23 protein-coding genes are annotated in these 24,554 nt (G+C 62.0%); 9 read left to right on the top strand and 14 right to left on the bottom strand.

Going from position 1 to position 24,554, the window contains the following annotated elements; genetic code table 11:
• Nucleotides 1–166: 166 nt before the first annotated feature.
• From LJ738_RS06640 to LJ738_RS06625, 4 genes are all read right to left on the bottom strand, one after another.
• Nucleotides 167–538 carry a hypothetical protein gene (locus tag LJ738_RS06640; protein WP_227785522.1) on the bottom strand — a complete coding sequence of 124 codons (372 nt, stop codon included), beginning with the start codon at nucleotides 536–538 and terminating at the stop codon, nucleotides 167–169.
• 156 nt (nucleotides 539–694) lie between these two features.
• Nucleotides 695–1,039 (bottom strand): hypothetical protein, encoded by a 345-nt coding sequence (locus tag LJ738_RS06635; RefSeq protein WP_227785521.1) that lies wholly within the window; start codon nucleotides 1,037–1,039, stop codon nucleotides 695–697.
• 150 nt (nucleotides 1,040–1,189) lie between these two features.
• Nucleotides 1,190–3,370, bottom strand: a complete 2,181-nt coding sequence (locus LJ738_RS06630) for a M3 family metallopeptidase (RefSeq protein ID WP_227785520.1) — start codon at nucleotides 3,368–3,370, stop codon at nucleotides 1,190–1,192.
• A 439-nt stretch (nucleotides 3,371–3,809) separates the two neighbouring features.
• A complete protein-coding gene (locus tag LJ738_RS06625) occupies nucleotides 3,810–4,823 on the bottom strand; it encodes an NYN domain-containing protein (RefSeq protein ID WP_227785519.1) in 1,014 nt (337 codons plus the stop codon).
• 268 nt (nucleotides 4,824–5,091) lie between these two features.
• On the opposite strand from LJ738_RS06625, the gene LJ738_RS06620 reads away from it, so the two are divergent.
• A complete protein-coding gene (locus LJ738_RS06620; RefSeq protein ID WP_227785518.1) occupies nucleotides 5,092–5,637 on the top strand; it encodes a GNAT family N-acetyltransferase in 546 nt (181 codons plus the stop codon).
• On the opposite strand, the gene LJ738_RS06615 is transcribed toward LJ738_RS06620, so the two are convergent.
• Both LJ738_RS06615 and LJ738_RS06610 read right to left on the bottom strand, forming a co-directional pair.
• Complete coding sequence (locus LJ738_RS06615) at nucleotides 5,634–6,428, bottom strand: phosphatase PAP2 family protein (protein WP_227785517.1); 795 nt, start codon at nucleotides 6,426–6,428, stop codon at nucleotides 5,634–5,636. The two genes, LJ738_RS06620 and LJ738_RS06615, sit on opposite strands and share 4 nt — an antisense overlap.
• Nucleotides 6,429–6,519: 91 nt before the next feature.
• A complete protein-coding gene (locus tag LJ738_RS06610) occupies nucleotides 6,520–7,557 on the bottom strand; it encodes a YncE family protein (protein WP_227785516.1) in 1,038 nt (345 codons plus the stop codon).
• Between the two features lie 316 nt (nucleotides 7,558–7,873).
• Between LJ738_RS06610 and LJ738_RS06605 the strand changes: the two genes are divergently transcribed.
• From LJ738_RS06605 to LJ738_RS06585, 5 genes are all read left to right on the top strand, one after another.
• The gene (locus LJ738_RS06605) at nucleotides 7,874–9,319 is read left to right on the top strand and encodes an alpha-amylase family glycosyl hydrolase (protein ID WP_227785515.1); all 1,446 of its coding nucleotides are present in this window, start codon (nucleotides 7,874–7,876) and stop codon (nucleotides 9,317–9,319) included.
• 128 nt (nucleotides 9,320–9,447) lie between these two features.
• Nucleotides 9,448–9,837 (top strand): SMU1112c/YaeR family gloxylase I-like metalloprotein, encoded by a 390-nt coding sequence (gene gloA2 / locus LJ738_RS06600; protein ID WP_227785514.1) that lies wholly within the window; start codon nucleotides 9,448–9,450, stop codon nucleotides 9,835–9,837.
• 226 nt (nucleotides 9,838–10,063) lie between these two features.
• On the top strand, nucleotides 10,064–11,203 hold the full coding sequence (locus tag LJ738_RS06595) for a redoxin domain-containing protein (RefSeq protein WP_227785513.1): 1,140 nt from the start codon (nucleotides 10,064–10,066) through the stop codon (nucleotides 11,201–11,203).
• Nucleotides 11,204–11,345: 142 nt separating this feature from the next.
• Nucleotides 11,346–11,825 carry a DinB family protein gene (locus LJ738_RS06590; RefSeq protein ID WP_227785512.1) on the top strand — a complete coding sequence of 160 codons (480 nt, stop codon included), beginning with the start codon at nucleotides 11,346–11,348 and terminating at the stop codon, nucleotides 11,823–11,825.
• Nucleotides 11,826–11,961: 136 nt separating this feature from the next.
• Nucleotides 11,962–12,921 (top strand): aldo/keto reductase, encoded by a 960-nt coding sequence (locus tag LJ738_RS06585; RefSeq protein WP_227785511.1) that lies wholly within the window; start codon nucleotides 11,962–11,964, stop codon nucleotides 12,919–12,921.
• 255 nt (nucleotides 12,922–13,176) lie between these two features.
• Here the strand turns inward: LJ738_RS06585 and LJ738_RS06580 are convergent, their stop codons facing one another.
• On the bottom strand, nucleotides 13,177–14,208 hold the full coding sequence (locus LJ738_RS06580) for a transglutaminase-like domain-containing protein (RefSeq protein WP_227785510.1): 1,032 nt from the start codon (nucleotides 14,206–14,208) through the stop codon (nucleotides 13,177–13,179).
• A 271-nt stretch (nucleotides 14,209–14,479) separates the two neighbouring features.
• Here LJ738_RS06580 and LJ738_RS06575 point away from each other — a divergent pair, with 271 nt between their 5' ends.
• Together LJ738_RS06575 and LJ738_RS06570 are read left to right on the top strand one after the other, a co-directional pair.
• Nucleotides 14,480–15,337 carry a helix-turn-helix domain-containing protein gene (locus LJ738_RS06575; RefSeq protein WP_227785509.1) on the top strand — a complete coding sequence of 286 codons (858 nt, stop codon included), beginning with the start codon at nucleotides 14,480–14,482 and terminating at the stop codon, nucleotides 15,335–15,337.
• A gap of 160 nt (nucleotides 15,338–15,497) precedes the next feature.
• Nucleotides 15,498–15,908: a DUF983 domain-containing protein gene (locus LJ738_RS06570; protein ID WP_227785508.1), complete on the top strand. Its 411-nt coding sequence runs from the start codon at nucleotides 15,498–15,500 to the stop codon at nucleotides 15,906–15,908.
• 180 nt (nucleotides 15,909–16,088) lie between these two features.
• Here LJ738_RS06570 and LJ738_RS06565 read toward each other — a convergent pair whose 3' ends face one another.
• From LJ738_RS06565 to LJ738_RS06555, 3 genes are all read right to left on the bottom strand, one after another.
• Complete coding sequence (locus LJ738_RS06565) at nucleotides 16,089–18,080, bottom strand: M1 family metallopeptidase (RefSeq protein WP_227785507.1); 1,992 nt, start codon at nucleotides 18,078–18,080, stop codon at nucleotides 16,089–16,091.
• Between the two features lie 154 nt (nucleotides 18,081–18,234).
• A complete protein-coding gene (locus LJ738_RS06560; RefSeq protein WP_227785506.1) occupies nucleotides 18,235–18,612 on the bottom strand; it encodes a hypothetical protein in 378 nt (125 codons plus the stop codon).
• Nucleotides 18,613–18,666: 54 nt separating this feature from the next.
• A complete protein-coding gene (locus LJ738_RS06555; protein ID WP_227785505.1) occupies nucleotides 18,667–19,353 on the bottom strand; it encodes an alpha/beta hydrolase in 687 nt (228 codons plus the stop codon).
• Nucleotides 19,354–19,751: 398 nt separating this feature from the next.
• Between LJ738_RS06555 and serA the strand changes: the two genes are divergently transcribed.
• The gene (serA, locus tag LJ738_RS06550; protein ID WP_227785504.1) at nucleotides 19,752–21,653 is read left to right on the top strand and encodes a phosphoglycerate dehydrogenase; all 1,902 of its coding nucleotides are present in this window, start codon (nucleotides 19,752–19,754) and stop codon (nucleotides 21,651–21,653) included.
• Between the two features lie 32 nt (nucleotides 21,654–21,685).
• On the opposite strand, the gene LJ738_RS06545 is transcribed toward serA, so the two are convergent.
• The 4 genes from LJ738_RS06545 to LJ738_RS06530 are packed head-to-tail and all read right to left on the bottom strand — an operon-like array spanning nucleotide 21,686 to nucleotide 24,498.
• On the bottom strand, nucleotides 21,686–22,396 hold the full coding sequence (locus tag LJ738_RS06545; protein WP_227785503.1) for a GNAT family N-acetyltransferase: 711 nt from the start codon (nucleotides 22,394–22,396) through the stop codon (nucleotides 21,686–21,688).
• A 24-nt stretch (nucleotides 22,397–22,420) separates the two neighbouring features.
• Nucleotides 22,421–22,858, bottom strand: coding sequence for a nucleotidyltransferase family protein (locus tag LJ738_RS06540; protein ID WP_227785502.1), 438 nt, complete (start codon nucleotides 22,856–22,858; stop codon nucleotides 22,421–22,423).
• Nucleotides 22,806–23,024, bottom strand: coding sequence for a hypothetical protein (locus tag LJ738_RS06535; RefSeq protein ID WP_227785501.1), 219 nt, complete (start codon nucleotides 23,022–23,024; stop codon nucleotides 22,806–22,808). Before LJ738_RS06535 ends, LJ738_RS06540 begins: the two co-directional genes overlap by 53 nt.
• Before the next feature lie 49 nt (nucleotides 23,025–23,073).
• Nucleotides 23,074–24,498, bottom strand: coding sequence for a D-alanyl-D-alanine carboxypeptidase/D-alanyl-D-alanine-endopeptidase (locus tag LJ738_RS06530; protein WP_227785500.1), 1,425 nt, complete (start codon nucleotides 24,496–24,498; stop codon nucleotides 23,074–23,076).
• Nucleotides 24,499–24,554: the final 56 nt, after the last annotated feature.

Below are 24,554 nucleotides of genomic sequence, written 5' to 3'. Positions count from 1 at the left end.
GACGAAGGAAGCATCTTATCAGGTGCGAACGAATCGTTGAGCCGTGATAAGATGCTTCGCTGCGCTCTGCATGACAGATGGCGCGGACGAGATGCTTCGCCTTCGCTCAGCATGACGTTCTGATTTTGAGCTTTTTTGGCTTTACCAGCCGGCAGCTCAACGGTGCTTAGTGAGCGGCGGGTACGCTGTTGGCCAGGTGGCGCAGGTTGCCGGCGGCGGCAATCAGCTTCTGGCTGATTTCGCGGGCCTTGTCGCCATTGCCGCTGAAGTTGTGCACCGACAGCGCCGACTGGGCCGTCATCTCGCCCAGGTTCTGGAAGGCGATGGACATGCCGGCCGCGTTGTTGTTGTCGATGTGGCCGCGCAGGATTTCCAGCTCTTTTACAATGGGGCGCAGCACGGGCTGGTCGATGGAGCGCAGGTGCTGAATCCAGTTGTCAATCTGGGCATAGCCCGCGGTGGGGTCGGTCTGAAAACCTTGGCCGGTGGCCGCGAACAGGGTTTGGATGCTGGATTCTACTTCGGAAATAAAGCTCATGAGGAGGAATGAAGGGAAAAGGGAAATTGGGCTGGTCGGCACGCGGCGGCCGCCCAACCAGGGCTTGCGCCCACGAAGGTACGCAGCCGGGCAAGCAAAAAACCAATGCTTTGGCACTGGAGCCAGCTGCCGGCGCTTATTGCAGCACGTAAGCCGCTACCCTGCCAGAGTGGTGCTGGCGGCCAGCAGGGCCTCGCCCAGGCGGCGCAGCTTGCTGCGTGTTTCCTCGTCCACGTTGGTATCGTCGGCGGCTTTGGTAGTGAGGTGGCCCAGCGTGTGGAGCGAGTGGCTGATGTTGGCCACGTCACCGTGCCGGATGTAGGCTTTGAGGTTGGTCATTTCAACCAGCATGGCGCCCTGCGCGCCGCTGCCGTGGCCATCGAGTATGTGCATCCAGCTATCCAGCTCGCTGGCGGCTGGTGGTGCCGTCAAATCACCTTTCACAGCTTGAATGGCCGCATCGAGCGCCGGACCCGAGGAGGCAGGATTAAATCTGGACATAGCAAAAGAGTTGTGTGGAAGAACCTTAGGCTGTACTGGCCTCGGGCCGGAAAGGTTGGGCCGCGGGGCAGCTACAAAAACGGCCCCGGCAGGTGCCGGGGCCGTTTCATCTTGTGCGAAATAGAGGTGCTTTCAGCTCAATTTGGGCGCCTAGCTTTTCTGGCTGGTTTTCTTGCTGGCGGCCGCCTTTTTCACGGGGGCTTTGGTTGCTTTCTTGGCTGTCATCGGGAAGCCACGTTCCTTCATCAGCGCGTCGATTTTTGGGTCGCGGCCGCGGAATTTGCGGTAGGCTTCAGCGGGGTCCACGGTGTTGCCCACGGAGAAGACGTACTTGGTCAGGCGCTGGCCCACGGCTTTGTCGTAAGGGCCGCCGGCTTCGGTGAAGGCGCTGAAGGCATCGGCTGCCAGCACCACCGACCACAGGTAGCTATAGTAGCCGGCCGAGTACGAATCCGAAGAGAAGACGTGGGAGAACTGCGGCGTGCGGTGGCGCATCACAATCTCGCGGGGCATGCCCATCTGCGCCAGAGTTTCGCGCTCAAACTTATCGGGGTCAATCTTCTGTTCGCCGGCTAGGTGCATCTTCATGTCGATGAGGGCGCTGGCCAGAAACTCGGTGGTTTCGAAGCCCTGGTTGAAGGTCGAAGCCTTCTCAATGCGGTCGACCAGGGCCTGGGGAATGGGCTTGCCGGTCTGGTAGTGCAGAGCGAAGCGGTTGAGCACCTGCGGCGTGGGCAGCCAGTTTTCGAGCAGCTGCGACGGGAATTCAACGTAGTCGCGCACCACGCTCGTGCCCGATAGCGTCGGGTACGTCACCTTAGAAGACAGGCCGTGCAGCGCGTGGCCAAACTCGTGGAACAGCGTGGTGGCGTCGGTCCAGGAAATGAGTACGGGCTGGCCTTCCTTGCCCTTCACAAAGTTGGAGTTGTTGGACACGATGGTGGCTATTTCCTTGCCGTCCATGCGCTGCTGCTTGCGGTAGGCGTTCATCCAGGCGCCGGAGCGCTTGCCGGGCCGGGCATAGGGGTCGAAGTACCACAGGCCCACGTGCTTGCCAGTGGTCTTGTCCTTCACTTCCCACACCTTCACGTCGGGGTGGTACACGGGCACGTCGGTCACGGGCGTGAAGTTGAAATTGAACAGCTCGCCGGCCACCCAGAACATGCCTTCGCGCATCTTGTCGAGTTGCAGGTACTGCTTCACCTCGTTCTGGTCGAGGTCGTAGCGGGCCTTGCGCACCTTTTCGGCGTAGTAGCGGTAGTCCCACGGCTCAATTTTGAAATCGGCCGGGGCGCCTTCTTTCTTGGCCAGGGCCTCCATGTCGGCCACTTCCTGCTTTACGCGGGCCACGGCGGGCGTCCACACTTCTTCCATCAGGGCCATGGCCGCTTCGGGCGTTTTGGCCATGGTGTTGTCGAGGCGCCAGTGGGCGTGGGTTTTGTAGCCCAGCAGCTTGGCCCGCTCGGCGCGCAGCTGCAGAATCTGGGTGATAATGGCGTTGTTGTCGTGCACGCCGCCGTTGTCGCCGCGGTTGTAGAACATGCGCCAAGCCTTCTCGCGCAACTTGCGCTGGTCCGAATAAGTCAGAAACGGCTCAATCGACGAGCGGGTGTTGGTGATGGCGCCGGCGGCTGTGAGCTTGCGGGCCGTGGCGGCGTTGGCCGCGTCGTCGCGCAGGGAGGTGGGCAGGCCGCTCATCTCGGCCGGGCTTTTCAGCACCAGCACCGAGTCGGTTTCGTCGGCCAGCACGTTCTGGCTGAAGCGGGTGAAGAGGCCGGCCAGCTGCTGGTTGATGGCCGAGAGGCGGGTTTTGGCCGTGGCGTCGAGCTTGGCCCCGGCCCGCACGAAGTTGTTGTAGTACACCCAGGTAAGGCGCTGCTGCTCGGGCGTGAGCTTCTTTTTGGCCGGCGAGTTGTACACGGCCTCCACGCGCCGGAACAGCGGCTCGTTCTGATTAATCTTGTCGGCGAAAGCGGCCATGCGGGGCGACATTTCGCGCTCAATGGCCTGCACGTCGGGGCTGCTCAGTGTGCCCGACCAGATGCCGTACACGGTGCGCACCTCGTCGAGGCGCTCGCCGGCCCGCTCGAGGGCAGCAATGGTGTTGTCGAACGTCGGCGCCCCTTTGTTGCCGGCGATGACGTCGATTTCGCGGAGGTTTTCGGCCATCGCCGCTTCCAGCGCCGGCTTAAACTGCTCCACTTTCACCTTATCAAAAGCCGGCACGCCGCCGTAGGGCCCGCTCCAGGGCGCCAGCAGCGGGTTGGTGGCCGCCGAAGCCGCAGTGGCCGCGGCGCCCGACGTGGTTTGGGCATGGCTGGAAGTTGGCATCAGGCAGGCAGCTAGGCTGAGGGTGAGAAATGCATTGGCCAAAAGAACTTTACAAAGGGACGTACTCGGTGGGGTCATGCGCACGGGCTGAGCGTTGGGATGGGAGTTGATACAAGATATCAGGCAAAGAACCAGATAAAGTTCCTGTTGCTGGTAGAGGGTGATTTCGTTGGTGCGTCTGTGATAGATGCAACGTCATGCCGAGCATAGCATCTTGCTCGTTCACGCCTCTTGTCATGCAGAGCGCAGCGAAGCATCTTCTCACGGCTCAACGACTTGCTCAGGCGTGATAAGATGCTTCCTTCGTCAGCATGACAGTCGATTGGTTTAGTCTTGAGGTAAAGATGCTTCGCTGCGCTCTGCAGGACCGTTCCTTTTCGACTGCCCTTACTGCCCTGTTGCTCAACTAGCTTACCCTTCCCTCACGTTGAGCTAAATACTAAGCCTGCCCTTCCTTCTCCTCGCTGGGCTGCAATTCCAGCACATCGGGGTGGTTGTAATTGAGGATGATAACTGAAAACGGGTGCGGTTCGCCTTCGCGCTTTTCGATGCGGATGGCGCCGGCATCGCGCAATTTGTTGAGCAAGTCCCGGCGCTCAAAATCGGTCAACTCCGTCAGCTCGTCGGTGAGCACGCGCATGAACGGGCCCAACCACAGGTCGCGCACCCGGCGCTGCTGCTTGGCCTCGAGCTTCTGAAATTCGCTGATGATGCAGCCCAGCGTGCGGCGCTCATCCTCCGTGTCGAGGCGGCGGTAGGTTGCAAAGTCGGCTACTTCCTCAGTAACCCGGAGGCCTGGGGGCCGCGCCGTTGTTGGCATTGGGGCTCTGGGGGCTGCGCCCGGGGCTTGCGGGCTCGGCAGGCCTTGCTCACGCAGGCGGCGGCCTTCTTCGATGATGCGCTGGCGCTCGGCCCGGCGCTTTTCCAGCTGCTGCACCCGCTCGTGGGAAAGCAGGTCCCGGGCGTCGAGGAAATGGTCGGCCCCAATGTTCTGCAACAAATCGCCGGATACGGCCTCGCGGAAGCCGGCCACCAGCACCTGCCGGGCCTGGCGACGCAGGTGCTGCAGCACGGGAATGTAGTCCCGGTCGCCGGCCACGAGCACAAACGTGCCAATGTCGGGGCGGGTGTACATCACCTCCATCGCATCGATGCAGAGTTGCATGTCGGCGGCGTTTTTGTGGTCGGTGCCCAGCACGTTGCGCGTGCTCACGCCCATGAGGTACAGGGCGCCCTGCGGCGCGGTGGCCAGCCGCTCAAAATCGGCGTACGCGTAGCTAATCAACGAATCCAGCCCCTTTTTGCTCAATTCCTCGCGCAGCGAACGGATGATATCCAGCACGTAGTCGTTGAGGTCGGGCGGGTCGTGAAAGTGATTTTTGAGGAAGTAATAAACGTTTTCAAAGTCAATAAAAACGGCAGCGTACGGCGAGGAAAGCGACTTGGGTGGCATAAGGTGAATTCAGTATAGAGTAAGAAGTTGATTGCTGTCCGAAGTGTTCCCAACGAAGTTCGGCATACTCAGGGCTATCCGGTGTCTACGTACCCCGAGCGGTAACTTGCCGCCTCCGGAACGGTAGCTCCTGTCGTTACTGAAGCATTGCTTCTGTTTCGTTCGCGCTTTTTTCGGTGGTATTGAGCTGGCTTTCCACCGGCGCGCACCTCCTATGCTGAGCTGAAGTCGGCAGAAAGCAGCCACTTCTTTTTAAACTCCCGACCTAATGAATCTGATGCAGCCCTTTGAAAGCGAGCGGCTCCACTTTCGCCCCATGCTCGACGCCGATGCCCCCGGCATGTTTGCGCTCGACTCGGACCCGACCGTGCACCGCTACTTGGGCGGGATTGGCGGGCAGCTCTTGACCGAACCGGCGCAGAGCATTCAAACCATTGCCTTTATTCAGGAGCAGTACTGCACCAACGGCATTGGCCGCTGGGCCGTGCTGCTGCGCGCCACCAACGAGTTTATGGGTTGGGCCGGGCTGAAGCTGGTGGCTGGCCCTATCAACCAACAGCGCGATTTCTACGACCTGGGCTACCGCTTTCTGCCGCGCTACTGGGGCCAGGGTTACGGCTACGAAGCCGCCCAGGCCTGGCTCAACTACGGGTTCGGCGCCCTGGCCCTGGGCCGAATCTGTGCGTACGCCGATGCCGAAAATGCCGGTTCGCGCCGCATTCTGGAGAAGATTGGACTGCAGCAAGGCAATGCCTTTGATGAGAATGGCACCCACTGCGTGTGGTACGAAGCCCTGAACCCGCAGCAGCGCTAACTTTTGCGCTGCCAGGCTTTAGGCCTTTCTGTTCGGGCTCCGGTTTGGCTCAACGTTTCGGTGGTCGCGGCGGGCGGCTGCTTGGGCGGTGATACCACGGAAGGCAGCTGCTGGTGCAAGGCCTGGTGCCACCGGCGCCGCTGCGGGGCGAAAATCGGCGAGAACAGCACGTGGATGCCCGTAACCCAGCCCACGGAGCTGGCCAGGCCGGCTACCACATCGGAGGGGTAATGCACGCCCAGGTACATGCGCGCCCAGCCCACGCTGAGCGCAAACAGTGGCCCCACCGTCCAGCCCAGCCAGTGGGCCCGGTACTGCCACAGCAAGAAGCTGATGGCCGCGGCCAGGGCGGCCGTGTCCATGGCGTGCCCGCTGGGAAAGCTGTAGTGCTGCGCCGGCTTGATGCTCAGCCACAGCTCGGGCCGGGGGCGTGCAAACAAGGCTTTCAGCACCTGCGTGAGCCCCATGGCCCCGCCCACCGACAGGGCAAAAACCAAGGCTTCGCGGTAGTGGCGCCGCCACAGCAGCCCAATCGCAATCAAGCAGCCCACCGCCACCATGGGCCCGGTATCGCCGATGTCGGTGAGGGTGGTGGCCAAGTTGTCCAGCACCGGGGAGGAATGCCGGTGCAGGAGTTTCAGAATGGTGCGGTCGCCCACAAAGCCGCCGGTTTGCCAGATGCTCTTAGCCACGATGGCAAACACTGCCCACGGCAGCACCAGGGCCAGTAGCAGCACGCTATGCACCCGCAGCACAGCGCGCACCCGCATCCAATAGGCAGCATCAGGCATAGCAAAACCAGGGCGTAGGCAAACGGCTAGCCGCCCCGTTCTTTCCTACGCGCAGGGCCGCGGGGCGTTTTGGTTTCTGCGGTGTGTGCGGCTACTTGCCATACTCCAGCACCCGAAACGTGCCGGGCACAATGCTTGGCCGGGGGCGCGGATTCTCGGTGGTGGGCGCCGGCGCGGGGCCGTAGTCGGCGGTGCAGGTGAAGAGGTGGTGGGTTTTGGGGTCCATGGCCATGGTGCGGGCCCCGCGGGCGGTGGGCACGCTGGCCACCACGGTGTACTTGTCGGGCGTGTCTTCGTGAATGACCGTAAAGGTGCCCGAGCCGTTGGAGGTTATGATGTTGTGGGTGGTGGGGTCGAAAACGGCGCCGTCGGTGCCTTTGCCAATGGGCAGCACGGCCACCTGCCGGCCGGTTTTGCTGTCGGTTACCACCAGCTTTTCATTGGCGCAAGCACTGAACAGGCGGTTGGTTTTGGGGTCGTAGGCCAGGCCGGTGGGTTCCTGGCCGGGCGCCAGGGAGTGGCGCTTGCGCACAGCCAGGGTTTTGGCGTTTAATTCGATGACTTCACTCTTGTCTTCGATGTTGGCAAAAATGGTCCCTTTGCCGTCGGTGGCGCCTTCTTCCACGTCGCCGCCCAGCTCAGCGGTGCCCACCACGGCGCCGGTTTTGGCATCGAGCACGGTGCTTTTGCCGCCGTCGTTACTAAATAGAAACACCCGATTGGAGAAGGTGTCGTACAACAACGCATCGGGCCGGGGGCCGGTGGGAATGGGCGCCCCAATGGGCTTCAGGGTTTTGAGGTCGAACACTACGCAGGTGTTGTTGCGGCCGCAGGTGATGTAGCCGCGATTAGCCGCCGGCACCACCTCAATGCCGTGCACGCCGGGCGTGTTCGGAATGGTGCCCATCACCTTGCGCGTTTTCAAATCCACCACTTCCACCTGCGTGCCGTGCGATACATACAGCCGCTCGCCGGCCGGGTCAACCTTGAGATAGTCCCATCCCCCTGCGCCGCCGATGGCGATGGTATTGAGTAGCCGATACGGGGCGGGCGCGGTCGCTGATTGAGCCAGGACAACATTGCCGAAGCAGCTCAGGGCCAAGGGCGCGGCGAGCAGAAGGTTTTTCATGGGGACAGCTGAGGGGGACATATATATAGAGCCAAGTACGGTCTTAATTCTGAAGCTTAGCTGAAGCGGGGCATGGGCCAATTGACGGGCAAAATTTTCAGGCAGGAGTCAGTTCGAAGCAATACGTACTGCCGAATACAAGGCTGCATCTGACGCGGCGCCTTGCCTCTGTACTCGTGTAGGGGCGGGGCTCGTCCCCGCCCGGTCGCCCGCGCCGCAACAGCGATTCCGGACAACGACCGGGCGGGGACGAGCCCCGCCCCTACCTCCAAACCCAACCACTCTACCCTTTTCCGACTGCCCCTTACTTTGCGGCATGACTCACGCCTCCTTTTCGCGCTTGCTTTGGGCGCTGCTCCCGCTGCTGGGGCTCGGCTCCTGCCATTCGGGCACGAACTCAGCTACTGAAAAACAGGTGCCCGCGGCCGGCACACCCGATGCCTCGGCCTACACCATAAAGCATCCCGATTGGGCTAAATCGGCCAGCATTTACCAGGTCAATGTGCGTCAATACACGCCGGAAGGCACCTTTCGGGCATTTGAGGCGCACCTGCCGCGCCTCCAGAAAATGGGCGTGGGCATTCTCTGGCTGATGCCCATCCACCCCATCGGGGTGAGCCACCGCAAGGGCACGCTGGGCAGTGCCTACTCCGTGCGCGACTACCGCGCCGTGAACCCCGACCTAGGCACGCTGGCCGACCTGCAGCACCTCGTGAACGAAGCGCACAAACGGGGCCTGCACGTCATCCTCGACTGGGTGGCCAACCACACCAGCTGGGACAACGCCCTCACCACCGAGCACCCCGACTGGTACACGCGCGACAGCCTGGGCCATTTCCGCCCGCCCGTGGCCGACTGGCAGGACGTCATCGACCTCGACTACAGCAAGCCCGCTCTACGCCGGTACATGACTGAGAGCATGGCCTATTGGGTCAAAACCGCCGGCATTGATGGCTTCCGGGCCGACGTGGCCGGGTTGGTGCCCACCGATTTCTGGAACGACACCCGGCAGGAGCTGGAGAAAACCAAACCGGTGTTTATGCTGGCCGAATGGGACGAGCTGTTTCCGCCCACCTTCCTCAAGCGCAGCGAGTTTGAGCCCAACACCCGCCTGCTGGAAAAAGCGTTTGATGCCACCTACGCCCTGCGCCTGCACGGCTTGCTCGATAGCCTTGGCCGCGGGCAGAAACCCACTTCGGAGCTGGCCCATTACCTCGCCGCTGAGCGCAAACGCTACCCCGCCGGCGTGAACCTGATGACCTTTACCAGCACCCACGACATCAACGCCTGGGACGGCAGCGAGTACGAGCGACTGGGCGCCAACGCCCTGCCCGAAGCCGTGCTCACCGCCCTCATGCCCGGCATCCCGATGGTGTACAGCGGCCAGGAAGCGGCCCTGAAAAAGCGCCTCCGCTTCTTCGACAAAGACACCATTCCGTGGAACGGCTTCCCGCTGCAAGGCTTCTACACCACGCTGCTGCAGCTCAAGATGCAGAGCCCGGCCCTGCGCAACTACGATGCCACGGGCCGGTTCCGGCTGCTGCCCGCACCGGCCGAATGCATTGCGTTCCTGCGCTCCAACGCCGATTCGACGGCGCGCGTGGTGGTGGCCATCAACCTGGGGGCGAAGCCGCAGCAGGTGGCACTACCTGCACCCGCCGCGGCTTACGCCGATGCCTTTGCCCCGGCCAAAGCTGCCCAGGTACCGGCTGCGCCGCTGACGGTACCAGCCCACGGCTACCGGGTGCTGGTGAGCAAATAGGCGCTTCTGGGCCACGCGACGCTAGCTCAACTCAGCTCAATTTTGTCACTTCCAGCAACACTCTCATTGGCTCAGCTTTTCGGTTGACCTGTGGAGCCCTGACTCTTACCCATAACCCTACCTCCCATATGCTCTCGCTTTTAGGCCTGCACCACGTGGCGCTCATCTGCTCCGATTATGCTGTTTCCAAACAGTTTTATACCCAGGTGCTGGGCCTGCAGGTGCTGCGCGAAACCTACCGGGCCGAGCGGGACTCGCACAAGCTGGACCTGGCCGTGAACGGCCAGTACGTGCTGGAGCTGTTTTCCTTTTCCAACCCGCCGCCCCGCGCCAGCTGGCCCGAGGCAGCGGGCCTGCGCCACCTCGCTTTTGCGGTGGCCGACCTGCCGGCTGCCATCCGCTGGCTCGAAACAAATGGGGTGCCGTGTGAGCCCATCCGTACCGATGAGCTGACGGGCCGACAGTTCACATTCTTCGCCGACCCCGACGGCCTGCCACTGGAATTTTACGCGGTTTAAGGAATAATAAGGCGGGAAATAAGCGAGTTATTGTGCCATCACCCGTTTTGCAGTGCCGATGCCGATGTGGCCTCGTGCAAAACACAATGCACTAGGAGTGAGAATAGCAGCGGCGGCCTGAAAACCTAAGCGAAACGGTAGCGGCGCCGGCCCCGACTTCGGCCACTTGCCGGGCATTGGCAAGTCCGCGCCAACCACTATATTTAATTCGACTATCTAACCACTCATGAAAAAGCTCTTCTGCAGCGCTCTGGCCCTGCTCCCCTTTTTGGCGCAGGCCCAAACCGAAAACTTTGTGGTAAAAGGCACCGTGGCCAACAAGGCCGCGGTGGGCAAAGCCTACCTGGGCTACCCCGTAAACAAAGTCTGGTCGGTGGACTCGGCGGTGGTGAAAAACGGCCGCTTCGAGTTCAAGGGCTCCGTGCCCGAGCCGGTGCGGGCCAGCCTCACCTTCAGTCACAACGGCACCTCGATGCGGAAGTCGAAGGACACGAACCGGAAATTCTTCTACCTGGAAAAGGGAACCATAGCCGTGACCACGCCGGATTCAGCCACAAAAATCATTGTGCGCGGCACCCCGCTCAACGACGAAAACGCCAAGCTGGAAGCCGCGCTGAAGCCCATAAACGACCGGTACGAAGCGTTGATAAAGGAGTACCGCGCCCAGCCCGAAGCCACCCGCAAAGACGCGGCCTACGTGGCCCAGCTCGAAGCCAAGATGGAGCCCATCGAAGCGGAGCAGAAAAAGGCGCGGGCCGACTACGTGAAGGCACATCCCGACGCGCGTTTCAGCTTATTTGTCTTGCAGGATTTCGGGGGCTCCGTGCCCGAAGTGGGCCCCTATGCCGCGCTCTACCAGGGCCTGAGCGCCACCGTGCGGAACACGCCGCGGGGCCAGCGCGTCGACGAGCAGATTCAGCACCTGCAGAAGGTGGCGGTGGGCGCCGTGGCCCCCGATTTCACCCAAAATACCCCCGACAACGTGCCGGTGAAGCTCTCGAGCCTGCGCGGCAAGTACGTGCTCATCGATTTCTGGGCGAGCTGGTGCGGCCCCTGCCGCCAGGAAAACCCCAACGTGGTGAAAGCCTACAACACCTACAAGGACAAGGGCTTTACGGTGCTGGGCGTGTCGCTGGACCGCGAAGGCGCCCACGACGCTTGGGTGAAGGCCATCCAAAAGGACGGCCTGACGTGGACGCACGTGTCGGACCTGAAGTATTGGAACAACGCCGTTGCTCAGGAATACAGCGTGCAGTCCATTCCGCAGAACTTTCTGCTCGACCCCAACGGCAAAATTGTGGCCACCAACCTCCGGGGCGAGGAGCTGCACGCCACCCTGGGCCGCCTGCTAAACAAGGCCAACTAGCACCGCGCCGTGCTTTTCAGCGCCGCAAATCGGAGCCGCTTCCTTGGGGAAGGGCGTCGGTTTGCGGCGTTGCTGCGTTTTTAATGGCGCGGCGCAGAAAGCGTAAGTCCGCTCTCGCCGAAGCCCTCAACAGAAGCTTTGCATGCACAACGCATTTTACCAACAATACCACCTGGTGCAGGGGGCCCGCGCAGCCCTGCTGGACTACTGCGCCAAGCTCAGGCCGGAGCATTTGGTGGCGCCGGTGGCGGCCTTCAATCAGAGTTCAGTGCGCGACTTGCTGGTACACGTGGCCGGGGCATACCATGTGTGGCTGGGCCAGGTGAGCATGCAGCGCCCGGCCCGGCGCCTGCTCCCCTCCGAAGTGCCCGATGTGGCCGCCCTGCGCCGGCTGTATGGGGAAGTAGACGCGCTGGTGGCCGATTTTGTGCAGCACTTTGCCGGCCGCTGGCTCGAGACCGCAGAGTTTTCATTTCCGGGGCGCCCGGCGCCACTGCAGCTTTCGCCCATGGAGCTGTTCACGCACGTCATCACCCACGAGTTTCACCACAAAGGCCAGGTACTCAGCATGGGCCGCCAGCTGGGTTACGCGCCAGTTGACACCGACGTTATCCGGTTTTAAGCAGTGGCGCGAACGTCGCGCGTTCGCACCTAGGCCAGTATACGCTCGGGCTCGCCCGGTCCGCACTGCGCCTTCCGCCTAACCTTACGACCGGTTTTCCGGTTAGTGCAGCTCATTCTTCCACTGATTTTTTGCTATGCAAACCCGTCAACTCGGCCGCTCCGGCCTCCAAATTTCGCCCCTGATGCTGGGTGGCAACGTCTTCGGCTGGACCATCGACGAGGCCACGTCCTTTGCCGTGCTCGACGCTTTTGTGGCGGCCGGCGGCAACGCCATTGATACCGCCGACGGCTACTCGGTGTGGGTGCCCGGCCACGTGGGCGGCGAATCCGAAACCATCATCGGCAAGTGGCTCAAGCAGCGCGGCCGCCGAGACGACGTCGTCATCGCCACGAAAGTGGGCTGGGAAGTCAACGCTGAAAACAAAGGCCTGGGCAAAAACTACATCCTGCGCGCCGTAGAAGGCTCGCTCAAGCGCCTCGGCACCGATTATATCGACCTGTACCAGTCGCACAAAGACGACCCCACCGTGCCCGTAGAGGAAACCCTGGAAGCCTACGCCCAACTCGTAAAAGAGGGCAAGGTGCGCGCCATCGGTGCCTCCAACTTCACCGCCGAACGCCTGCGCGAGTCCCTGGCGGCCAGCCAGCAGCACGGCTTCCCGCGCTACGAAACCCTGCAAAATCTCTACAACCTCTACGACCGGGCCGATTTCGAGAAAAACCTGGCGCCCCTGCTGCTGGAAGAAAACATCAGCGCCATCCCCTACTACGGGCTGGCCTCGGGCTTCCTCACCGGCAAGTACCGCACCGAAGCTGACTTGCAGAAAAGCCCCCGCGGCGGTGGCGTGGGCCAGAAATATCTCAACGAAAAAGGTCTGGGAATTCTCACTGCGCTCGATGCCGTGGCCGACCGCCAGCAGGCCACGCCCGCCCAGGTGGCCCTGGCCTGGCTGATGCAGGCCCCGAGCGTAGCCGCGCCCATTGCCAGCGCCACCAGCGTGGGCCAGGTCACGGAGCTGCTCGAAGCCACGGAGCTACGGCTCACGGATGAGGACTTGAAGACACTGGAGCAGGCGCAGCCAGCGACGGTTTAAGGGCTTTGGCAATGACGCTGACAAGTGCTGAATAAAGCAGAAAGTCATGCAGAGCGCAGCGTACCATCATTACCTCAGGAGTAAGTCAATTAATCGTTTGTCATGCTGACGCAGGAAGTATCTTATCAAGTTCGAACGAGTCGTCCGGATGTGATAAGATGCTTCCTGCGTCAGCATGACAGGCGATTGGATTAGTTACTTAGGCGAGATGCTTCGCTGCGCTCGGCATAACGGGCTTTTCGCAGCCCGTACTTCCTATTCCGTCACGTCAGCAAACTCATATGTCTTCACCACTTCCAGCGGCTTGCCGTCGGCTTCGGCGTAGGGGTACACGAAGTAGTTGAGCGGTGCGGCGGCTTGCCGGGGCGCGAGCACCACGTCGCGGCCGCGGGTAAACTCCACGCGGTTTTCGTCGTGGGCGCCGAAGAAGTAGTTGCGCTTGCTGGGGTCCTTGGCGGCTTCGGAGGCATCGACGGGCACCCAGCCGGTTTCCGGCGTGTAGAATTCAGCCCAGCAGTGGTAGCCTTTGATTTCGCCCTTGCCGCGCCCGGCCGGCAGCGGGAGCCCAATGCTGAAGCGCGCCGGAATGCCCACGGCCCGGCAGTAGCCGATGATGATGGCATGAAAATCAGTGCAGTTGCCGCGGCGGGCGTCGCAGGCGTAGTAAATGTCGCCGCGGCCCCAGCCCTGGCCGGTTTTGTCGTAGGTCACGGTGCTCACCACGTGCTCGTAGATGGCGCGGGCTTTCTCGAGGTCGGTTTTGGCGCCGGCTTTGGCCACCACTTCTTCCGCCTGCTGGTGGATGAGGGGGTCGAGGGGCACGAGGCGGTCGGGAGCCAGCCAGCGGGCCATGTCGGGGTCCGCCTTTTCTTTCTTGGCGGGCTTCGGGGCCGTTGGGCTGTTGGCCAGCAGGTTCAGGTGCTCGCGGCGGGTGATGGTGGCCGTGAGCTTGACCAGCACGGGTGCGGTGGGCGGTTTGGCCAGCCGCAGGTGCAGCATGGTGTTGCCGTAGGCTCCTTTTTCGATTTTGTAAGGAGAAGGCAAGTCTATTTTGAGGTTGCGCACATCCTGATTGGTATCCGAATGGGGCACAGGCAGCCAGAACTCGACGGTTTTGGTGCCGGCGGGGGCTACGGGCACGGTGGCCGTGGTGGTGAGCACAAACGTGCGGCTGCGCTTGGCCGGCGCGGCCGGATGGTGCTCGGAGGCGCTAAAACCGGGCAGCAACACGCACGCGCCCAGCAGCCCAGCCCAAACGGCCGAGCGGTTCAACAACGAAATATTCACAACAACAGGGCACTAAAACGCTGCTGGCGGGCGTCGGTCGAGCTGGGAGGCGCGCCCGAAGCGGCGCCCGCCAATGGCCGCTTCCGAGGAATGCGCCCATTGCCCACGCGCCCGAAAGCACGCGCCAGTCAGGGCCAACCAGACCCCAGCAGTACACAAAGTTACCTCCTGTGGCGCGGCTAGGGAGCGAGGAGGGCATTGGCTGTGCCTGCTTTGGCGAAGTTGAGCCGTCCGGCGTGCCTACTTTCGCCCCCTTCCCCCACTCCTGCCCATGAAAGCTGTTGGCCCTCCGGTGCTGGCCCTGGCCTCGTTTCCGCCGCCCCTGGCCCGCACGCCCTACTACTGCGAACGGCTGGAAACCCACGTGGTGAAATTTCCGCACGTGAATGTGCCGCACGCCCACGATTTTTACTTGCTGCTCTACATCACGGCCGGCACGGGCACGCATACCGTCGATTTGGTAACGTACAAGCTGCGGCCGGGCAGCCTTTTCTTTCTGGCGCCCGGGCAGGTGCACCACTGGCAGCTGGCCACCGACGTGCGCGGCTTTGTGGTGTTTTTCGACACCGATTTTTACCTGTTTCGCTATCCCGGCAACGGCCTCTACCGCTACCCGTTTTTCGACAGCGCCCACCCGCCGCTACTCCACCTGCCGCCTCAGAAAACCGAAATACGGCCCCTGTTTGAGCATTTGTTCCAGGAGTACCAGGAGCCGCACCCAAACCAGGCTGAGGTATTTCGCACGTACCTGCACCTGGGCCTCGAGCTGGCAGCCCGGCATTATCCAGCTCAACCTACGGCCGAAGTCAGCGCGGCCCCGCAGCAAATCCGCGCGTTTGGCGCCTTGCTCAACCAGCACTTCCGCACCAAGCACAGCGTGAGCGAATACGCCGACCTGCTGCATCTTACGGCCAATCACCTCAATGCGCTGTGCCGCCGGGTGCTCAACAAGACGGCCAGCGCCCTCATCCACGAGCGGGTGGTGGTGGAAGCCCAGCGCCTGCTCAGCCACTCGGCCCTGAGCGTGGCGCAGGTAGCCTACGAGCTGGGGTTTGAGGACGCCTCGTATTTCGTGCGCTACTTCCGCAAGTACACCGGCACCACGCCCGAGGCGTTTCGGCAGCGTTGATTTGTCCTGTAAGTACCTGAAATGGGGCTGCGGGTGCCGGTGAGCACCGCGGTAATTTTGTATTGCAAAACGGAATGCGCCGCCGGCGCGCCTTGCCAGCGTAGACGAGCACCGCCTTTGCCCGTATACCTTCCATTCAGCTCCACTTATTTCACAGGTTATGGCTACTCGCATCGATTCCAATGCCATGGCCTTGTTGGCGTTGCGCTGCCCCCGCTGCCACCAAGGAAAACTCTTCACCCATTCCGCCCTCAACCTGACCAAGTTTGCCGAGATGCCCGCTCAATGCCCCGTTTGTGGGCAGTCGTTTGAGCCTGAGCCGGGCTTCTATTTTGGCTCCATGTTTATCACCTACGGCTTCAACGTGGCGATGGTGCTGGGCCTGGGCGTGCTGATTTATTACGTTTTTGGCAACCCCGACACCTGGGTCTATGTCTCCGTAGTGACAGTAGCTGCCTTGGTGCTGGCCCCACTGGTGCTGCGCTACTCGCGGGCCATGATGCTCTACTGGTTTGGTGGAGTACACTACGACCCGAAATGGCAAAATCAGGGGCGTGTGATGCCATCGTGAACCTCACCCCCAACCCCTCTCCATAAGAGAGGGGAGCCTAACGCTAATCCAATGAAAAAGCCCCGGCTCAATATTGAGCTGGGGCTTTCTGTTTTGAGGAATTGAGCTAAAATCTTGTGCCGTGGCTCCCCTCTCTTTTGGAGAGGGGCCGGGGGTGAGGTTCCCCAGGTGAGGGCCCTCCTACTTCAGCACCATAGGCCGCCACACGTTGTTAAACGGGTTGGCGTCGGGCAGCAGCTTGGTGGCGTTGAGGCGCACGAGCGTGAGCGGCGTGGTGGAGTTGTAGCGAAACGTCCAGGTGCCACCGCGCTGCCAGATTTCAACGGGCAGCTTCACGCGGGACTTTTTGCCGTTGGTTTCCGTCACTTCGGCCGTGACGGGCATGGCGGCCTGGCCCTTGTTTTCGATGGTGATGAGGGCGCCCTGGGCGGGGTCCTGGTTAACATACGTGACGGTGGTCACGGCCTGGTCGAGCTGCCAGTTGTTGTACACCCACTCGCGCCAGAACCAGGTCAGGTCTTCGCCGCTGGTCTCGTTCATGGTACGGAAAAAGTCCTTGGGCTGGGGGTGTTTGAAGGCCCAGCGCTTGATGTAGCTCCGGAAAGCGTAGTCGAACCGCTCGGGGCCCAGAATTTCTTCGCGCAGCAGAAACAGGCCGTAGCCCATTTTGCTGTAGGCAGTAAAGCCCAGGTTGTACGACTGCGTCACGTCGGGCACGGTAAAAGGCGGGTCGGTGGTGGGAATAGAAATGCCCCGCACCAGGCCGGCCACCAGACGAGTAGTGTCGTTGAGCGACTTATACTCGCCGTTGTTGAAATTCTGGGTCGAAAGGATGTTGATGAACGTGTTGAAGCCCTCGTCCATCCACGGGTACTTGCGCTCGTTCGAGCCCACAATCATCGGAAACCAGTTGTGACCAAATTCGTGGTCCGTCACGCCCCAGAGGCCACCTTTGCGGGCCTTGGCGCCGCAAAACACGATGCCCGGGTACTCCATGCCGCCCACCACGCCGGCCACGTTGGTGGCCGCCGGGTAGCTGAACTCATACCACTGCTTGGAGTTGTATTCGATGCTTTTCTTCACGTACTCGGTCGAGCGGTTCCAGGCCGTATCCTGGGCCGACTCCGTGGGGTAGAGTGACATGGCCAGCGACTTGCGGCCGCTCGGCAGGTTCATCTTGGCAGCATCCCACACAAAGGCGGCCGACGCTGCCCAGGCCACGTCGCGGGCCCGCTGGCAGCGGAAGTGCCAAGTGAGGCGGCCGTTTTTGCCGGCGGGGCGCGAGTTGGCCTGGGTCACCTCATCTGCCGAGCGCACGATGACGGTTTTGTCGGAGCCGGCGGCCTGGGCCAGGCGTTTCTGCTGGGCGCCGGTGAGCACCTCGGTGGGGTTCACGAGCTCGCCCGAGCCGCCCACGATGAAGTTGGCGGGCACGTTAATAGTGTAGTCGAAGTTGCCGTACTCGAGGTAAAACTCAGCCGACATGTAGGGCAGCGTGTTCCAGCCTTCCACGTCGTCGTACACGGCCATGCGCGGGTACCACTGCGCCACCTCGAAGATTTCGCCGTTCTTGGTTTTGAGGCGGCCCAGGCGGTCGGAGCCGTATTCGGGCACGTTGAACCCGTAGTCGATGTGAATGCCGAGCTTGTCGCCTTTAGGCTTCATCTCCTCCGGCAGAATGATTTGCATGCGGGTATCCTGCACGCGGTAATTGGCCTTGCGCTTCTTGCCGTGGAAGTCAATGGTCACGGTTTGCAGGCTGTCGCCGCCCTGGAAACCGCGGGCCGAGTTGCCAAAGCGCCCGCCCGCTACCGGCGTGGCCGCCGCGCCGCGCGAGTCGGCGCGGTAGAGGTTTTGGTCGAGCTGCAGCCACACGAACGCCAGGCGGTCAGGGCTGTTGTTGGTGTAGGTGATGTCGACGGACGCCGTCACGCGGGCGGTTTTGTCGTCGAGGCGGGCGCTGATTTTATAGTCGGCGCCATTTTGCCAGTAGGCCGCGCCGGGCTGGCCGCCGGCCGTGCGCGTGGGCGTGGCCAGCTGCTCAATAAACATGGGGCTGAACAGCGCCTTGGCATCGTAGGCCGGGCCGGTGGCTGCCTGCTGCCCCGAGGCTACGCCCGCCGTGAGCAGCGCAGCACCCAGCACCAGGGTTGAAAAAATCGAATTTCGCATGTGGAAAAACTACGGGGAATGAAGAGTGACAAATCAGAAAATAGATATTTCTGAGCCAAAGGTAGCCCCCGGGCCGGCGCATGTTAAAACCCTTTTTCACAGCCGCTCACCCGGGCCCAAATCACTCCAAAGCAGGGCTTCCTGCACCCTCTGCTCAGGCCCCGGCGGCCGGCTCTTCCAGCCGCGCCCGCACCAGCGCCATCAGGCCGTTCAGGTCGGTGGCATCCATTTCTTCGGCCCGAATAAAAACCGACAATTCCCCGGCCACTCCCACGGCAAATGCGGCGGGCAGCGGCTGCGCGCGCCACTGCGGATAAGTGCGCATAAACTCATCGCGGTGCAGAAAATCTACCGCCACCGGCAACTCGCGCACAAACTGCTTCCACTCCGGCCGCATCTGCGTGGCGCCGTACGTGATGCCGCACAGCGAGCACGGGTACGTGGCCGGCGAGAGCACCTTATGAAACGCGTCCTTGAGGCTGGGCAGCAGGCCGCCGTCGGCGTTGTACACAAAAAGCAGGCGCTGGGGCATGGGGCAGTAGCAAATGGGCGGGCAAGGTAGCCCGGCCTACCGTTTCCTACGAGGCTACTGGGGTACTTTATTCGGGGCCAGTTGCCGCACCAGCCAGCCCACCACCACATCGTCCACCTGTTCGCGGCACTCGTCGAGGCCGTGGCGGCAGCCGGGGTACAGGTGCAGCTCTTTGGGCTCTTTGGCACGCTCGTAGATATTGCGGGAGCAGACATCGGGCAGGATTTCATCGGCCGAGCCGTGCACCAGCAGCAAGGGGCGCGGGCTCAGCCGCGGCACCAGGTCGGTGCCGTAGGTCTGGCTGCTCATGGCCACCACCGCCGTCACGGTCTGCGTAAGGGCGCCGGCTGCAATTACCACGGCCCCGCCAAAGGAATGCCCCACCAGGGCAATGGACTGATAGCCGCATTTCAGCGCCAGGTATTCCGTTCCAATCAGCGTGTCCATTACACAGTCTTCCAGCTGGTTGGGCCGGCGGTAGTCCAGCCGCAGCGAGGCAATTTCTTGGGCCGCCAACCGGGCCGCCAGGCGCGGGTACATGCCCCAGGCCGGCCCATCGAGCCCACCGCCCGCTCCGCCCACCCACACCACGGCGGGCGCTCCGTTGGGGGCCGCGTGCAGGCGCGCCTCGATGTGACCATCCGTCGTATTCAAACTCAATTCCTCCACCCCATCGAGGGTGCGGTGCGAGGTTACGGATTCGAGGGTTAGCTCAACTTCTTGTTCTTGCTCACGTGCCATGGCCGCTCCTCCCGAAGTAAGGGTACTCTGGCAGTACTGCGTCGTGGCAATTTGGTTATCGAAGAGGTTGCCCCGGTGCCGCCCCCAATCTCTGCCTTTGCAAGCCGTTTGGCCCAACGCAACAAGGCCTTAGGCAAATGACCGGAGCTTTGAATCAACCATTAATTAACAGATAGTGCCTTAGCCAGTTATGTCCCATGGTATGCAATTGTAATTTCGCCGCCTTCTAGCTGAGGTTGCCGATATTGAGCTGCTGACGAGCGGTTTTTAGAGAAGCCGTGGCGCTGGTTTAGCGGGCAGGGAAGCAGGGCTATAAGGACTTTGGGCTGGCTAATGAGGAAGTTATTATGGCGAGGCGCAGCCACCTAAGCCACTTTCGGGCCGATATTGCTGCTATTATGTCCGCCCCCGCCGCTCCCCTGCCTTACCTCGTTTTTGATTTCGATTCCACTTTCACGCAGGTCGAAGGCCTCGATGAACTGGCCGACATCGCCCTGCAGGGCCACCCCGACCAGGCCGCGGTAGTCGCTCAAATTCGGGCCCTAACCGACCAAGGCATGGCCGGCGAAATCGGCTTTCAGGAGTCGCTGGCCCGGCGGCTGGAGCTGCTGGGAGCCAGCCGCGAGCACCTGGCGCCGCTGGTGGCACGCCTGCACACCAAAGTGAGCGAGAGCATCCGGCGCAACGGCGCCTTCTTCCGGCAGTTCGCCGACCGCATCTACGTGGTGAGCAGTGGCTTTCGGGAATTTATTGAGCCAGTGGTGGCCGAGTTCGGCATCGCGCCCGACCACGTGCTGGCCAACACCTTCACCTTCGACGAGGCCGGCAACATCACCGGCTGCGACCCGGCCAACGTGCTCAGCCGCGACGGCGGCAAAATACGCCAGCTCGTGCTGCTCGACCTCGACGGGCCAGTGTACGTGCTCGGAGACGGCTATACTGACTACCAAATCCGCGAAGCCGGCCTGGCCCACCGCTTCTATGCATACACCGAAAACGTGGCCCGCCCCACCGTGGTGGCCCGCGCCGACGAGGTGCTGCCCACCTTCGACGAATTTCTATATCAGCTCAAGCTCCCGATGACCCTTTCGTACCCCAAAAACCGCATCAAGGTCCTGCTCCTCGAAAACCCCGACGCCCGCGCCAAAGAGCTGTTCACTGCCGAAGGCTACCAGGTGGAAAGCGTGCCCGGCGGCCTCGACGAGGACGAGCTGATTGAGCGCATCGAGGGCGTGAGCATCCTCGGCATCCGGAGCAAAACCCAGGTGACGGAGCGCGTGCTGGAAGCGGCCAACCGGCTGATTGCCATCGGGGCCTTCTGCATTGGCACCAACCAAATTGAGCTGGCTGAAGCCATGAAGCGCGGCGTGGCCGTGTTCAACGCGCCTTTTTCCAATACCCGCTCAGTCGTTGAGCTGGCCCTGGGCGAAATCATTGTGCTGGCCCGTCGCATTCCGGAGAAAAACCCCAAAATGCACGCCGGCGAGTGGGACAAGTCAGCCAAAGGCTCGTTCGAGATTCGGGGCAAGACCTTGGGCATCGTGGGCTACGGCAACATCGGCTCGCAGCTGTCGGTGGTGGCCGAGGCCGTGGGCATGAAGGTGGTGTACTTCGACATCGCCGAAAAGCTGCAGCTCGGCAACGCCGTGAAGTGCCGCACCCTGGAAGAGCTGCTCGCGCAGGCCGATGTGGTGACCCTGCACATCGATGGCCGCGCAGCCAACGAGAACTTCATCGGCGCCGCCGAATTTGCTTTGATGAAGCCCGGCGCGCTGTTTCTCAACAACGCCCGCGGCCACGTGGTAGACGTGCCGGCCCTGGCTGCCGCCCTGCGCTCGGGCCACCTCGGCGGTGCGGCCGTGGATGTGTTTCCCTACGAGCCCAAAACCAACCACGAAATCTTCGAAAGCGAGCTGCGCGGCTTGCCCAACGTGCTGCTCACGCCGCACATCGGCGGCAGCACGGCCGAGGCTCAGCGCAACATCGCCGAGTTTGTGCCCGAGCGCATCATGGCCTACATCAACACCGGCAACACCCAACAGTCGGTGAACTTCCCCAACATCCAATTGCCGGTGCAGCAGGCCCACCGCCTCATCCACATCCACGCCAACGTGCCCGGCGTGCTGGCCAAAATCAACAACGTGCTGGCCGCGCACCACGTCAACATCCTGGGCCAGTACCTGAAAACCAACGAGCTAATCGGCTACGTCATCACCGACATCAACCGCGAGTACGACCAGGAGGTCATCAAGGCCCTGCGCGAGGTGGAGCACACCATCAAGTTCCGGGTACTGTACTAAAGCACCGCCTGCCTCACTAGCTCAACCAGTCACTAGCCCTCCGCTTCCGGCTGCGTGGAGGCCGGTGCTTTCTGAATGATGTAAATGTTCATCTCCTTTCGGGTCGCAAAGCCCAGGGAATGGTAGAGCTTTATCGCGCCCGTGTTGTCGGCTCTCACGTGCAGAAAGGGAATACCCGCCGCTGCTCTGATGCGCTGGGCCTGGTGCTGGAGCAGCTGCCGGGCGTAGCCACGGCCCAGATAGTCGGGATGCGTGCACACGGCACTGATTTCGGCGTACGGCTCCGGGTGCAGCCGCTGCCCAGCCATGGACACCAGCTCATTCCCGTCGAAAATACCCGCGTAGTGCCCAAATGCAATGGTGTTGCTGGCAAACGGGCCGGGGTTGGTACTCTTGGTGAGCGCCAGCATGGCGGGCACGTGCTCCGGCCCCAGCGGGACTAGCTGTTGTTCCCCCACGGCATCTCCAGTTGCAGCCTCCTGAACCATTTGCAACGCGTGCATCTGCTGCACCACCTGCCACTCGCCCGGAACTACCAGCGCCGCCGGGCTCACCACCCCTAAAATGCGCTTCGCGGGCACGAGGTCGTGCAGCAGCTCAAGGGCCTGCGACAAAGGTGTCTCAAACCCAACAAAGGGCGAAACGTCGCTGGCAAAATACTTTACCCCGTCTACGCCTTCGCACAGTTCTTTATTGCACGAAATCAGGGCACTCCAGACGGGGTTATCAAGCATATGGGCCATGAGTTGCGGTTTTTGGCGCTAGTTTCAGGAAGGCAGGTTTTCCAGGTCGCGCAGGTCTTGCGGGCGACCAGAGGCTTGTTTGGCGGCGCGCAACGCCGCGAGGCCAATGTACCGTACGGGCACGTCGTCGAACACCAGCTCCAAACCAGTAGAAAACGCTTCATCAAACCCTACGCCCTGCAATTCGGTCAGCAAATCAATCCACACACCTTTGGTGCTGAAGGATATGAAGTTGGGAACGGTGACGAAATCAGCTTCTTCGAACTCTCCCTGGGTATAGCCGAATTGGCTGAGGGCCTTCACCACGCGCCGGGCATTTGCCGCACTGGGCCGCACCAGCAGGTCCAGGTCACCGGTGGTGCGCGGGAAGCCGTGCGCAATAACTGCGTAGCCGCCTACCACCACGTACTCAACGCCCTCGGCGTGGAAGTGGCGCAGCAGATTTAAGTATTCTTCCTCCATCGGTCATCAGGGGCGGGTTGGCCAGGTTGGCGGCATAAATCAGGCGTGCCTGCTGGTTGAGGCGCACGGCCAGTGCTAGACGCTCGTGCGGCGTCAGGCTCCAGTAGTAGCGGCGCTGCTGCTCGTCAATCTGGGCTTTGTCGCGGGACTTAAAAACGGGGCTCATGCTCGAAGGTACGTTTTTCGCTCGCTGAAAGTGCCCTATCCATACCCGCCTACAGCCGGTCGCGCATTTCGCGCAGCAGGCGCTCCATTTCGTTGCGCACGGGCGCGTCATCGCCGGGGAAGCCGTTGTTGAAGAAGCTCACGGCCAGCAGGCGGCCGCTCTTGGTGCGCACGTAGCCGCAGATGTTCACGTTGTTGGTCAAGGTGCCAGTTTTGCCCCAAAACCAGGTGCCGTTGGCATCGTGGTAGCGCTTGCGCAACGTGCCCTGGTGCCCGCCCGCGGCCAGTAGGCTCAATAGGCGCGGCTCGGGCACCTCCTGGTGCAGCTTGAGCAGTAGTGCCGTGAATGTGCGGGGCGTGACGAGGTTGAGCCGCGACAGGCCCGAGCCGTCGACCCACACGGGCCGGTCGGGCAGGGTATTGAGCTCCTTCTTGAGGGCGTAGTGAATCACGCGGCTGGTGCTCAGCGAGTCGTGCCCGAGCGTGGTGCTGCACATGAGCAGCAGCTGCTCGGCCAGGAAGTTGTCGCTCACGCGCAGCATGCGTCGGTACAGCGAATCGACGGGCAGTCCGCGCAGCGTCTGCACCTTATCGGTAGGCCGGGGGTGCCATACCACGCCCACAATGGGACGGCGCAGGGTATCGCCCAGCAGGCGCAGCAAGAGCGTGCGGCTGGTGCTGAAAGGCACCTCGTCTATCCATTTCTTGGGCGATGCCAGGGTGTAAAAGCGGTTTTCGAGGGGCGAACGCCGCACGTGCGTATCGGGGTCGATGTCGGGCGACAGGAAGTTGGCCGGCGCGGGCTCGGTAAGCGGCGCAAACGAGCGGGGTAGCACGCGCACCCGCTGCGGCAGGGCCACGGCGTGGGCCAGCGAGGCCGTGCCGCCGGTGCGCGGACGGACCAGTGGAGCCGCCGCGTAGAAGCGGACGGTGTTGCCGTAGATGGGGAACGGGCCGCGCTCGGGCTGGAAATAATACGTGAAATCATCCCAGCTCCAGCTCGGGCCGTAGGCCGGCACGCAGGCAATGTCGGAGTAGGCCAGCAGCTTTTCGGGCCGGCTCTGCAGGAAGGTGTAAGCCCGGCGGCTGGGCACGTCGCCGTGCAGAAAAGTGGGGTCGCCGGTGCCCTGGAAAAACAGGGTGTCGCCGCGCGAGAAGTAGCGCAGGCTGGGCAGCGAGTCGGGCAGCAGGTGCAGCCCGGTATAAAAGCTGAACAGCTTCATCATGCTCGCCGGCGTGAAATACTTGGCGGCATTGTAGCTAAATAAGGTTTCGCCGGTGCCCGCATCGGCCACGCTGATGCCCACCTGGTGTTGGCGCAGCACGGCCGAGCTGTCTACCAGCAGCTGCAGCCAGGGCAGGTTGGCAGCCGGCAGCACCACGGCCACAGGCGTTTCCGAAGATTGGGCACAGGCCGGCAGCTGGGTAGCGCCCAGCAGCAGAAACAACAGAAAAGAAAGACGACGGAACAGCACAGCAAGCAACTTTAGCAACGGTAGCGGCACGTAAAGCCGCGGCTCTACAAAGCTAA

Origin of the sequence: Hymenobacter plasmatis (assembly GCF_020711255.1) — a bacterium.
Classification (GTDB): Bacteria; Bacteroidota; Bacteroidia; order Cytophagales; family Hymenobacteraceae; genus Hymenobacter.
The sequence above is the reverse complement of the archived record's forward strand: the minus strand, read 5'-3'. Positions and strand labels throughout refer to the sequence as shown.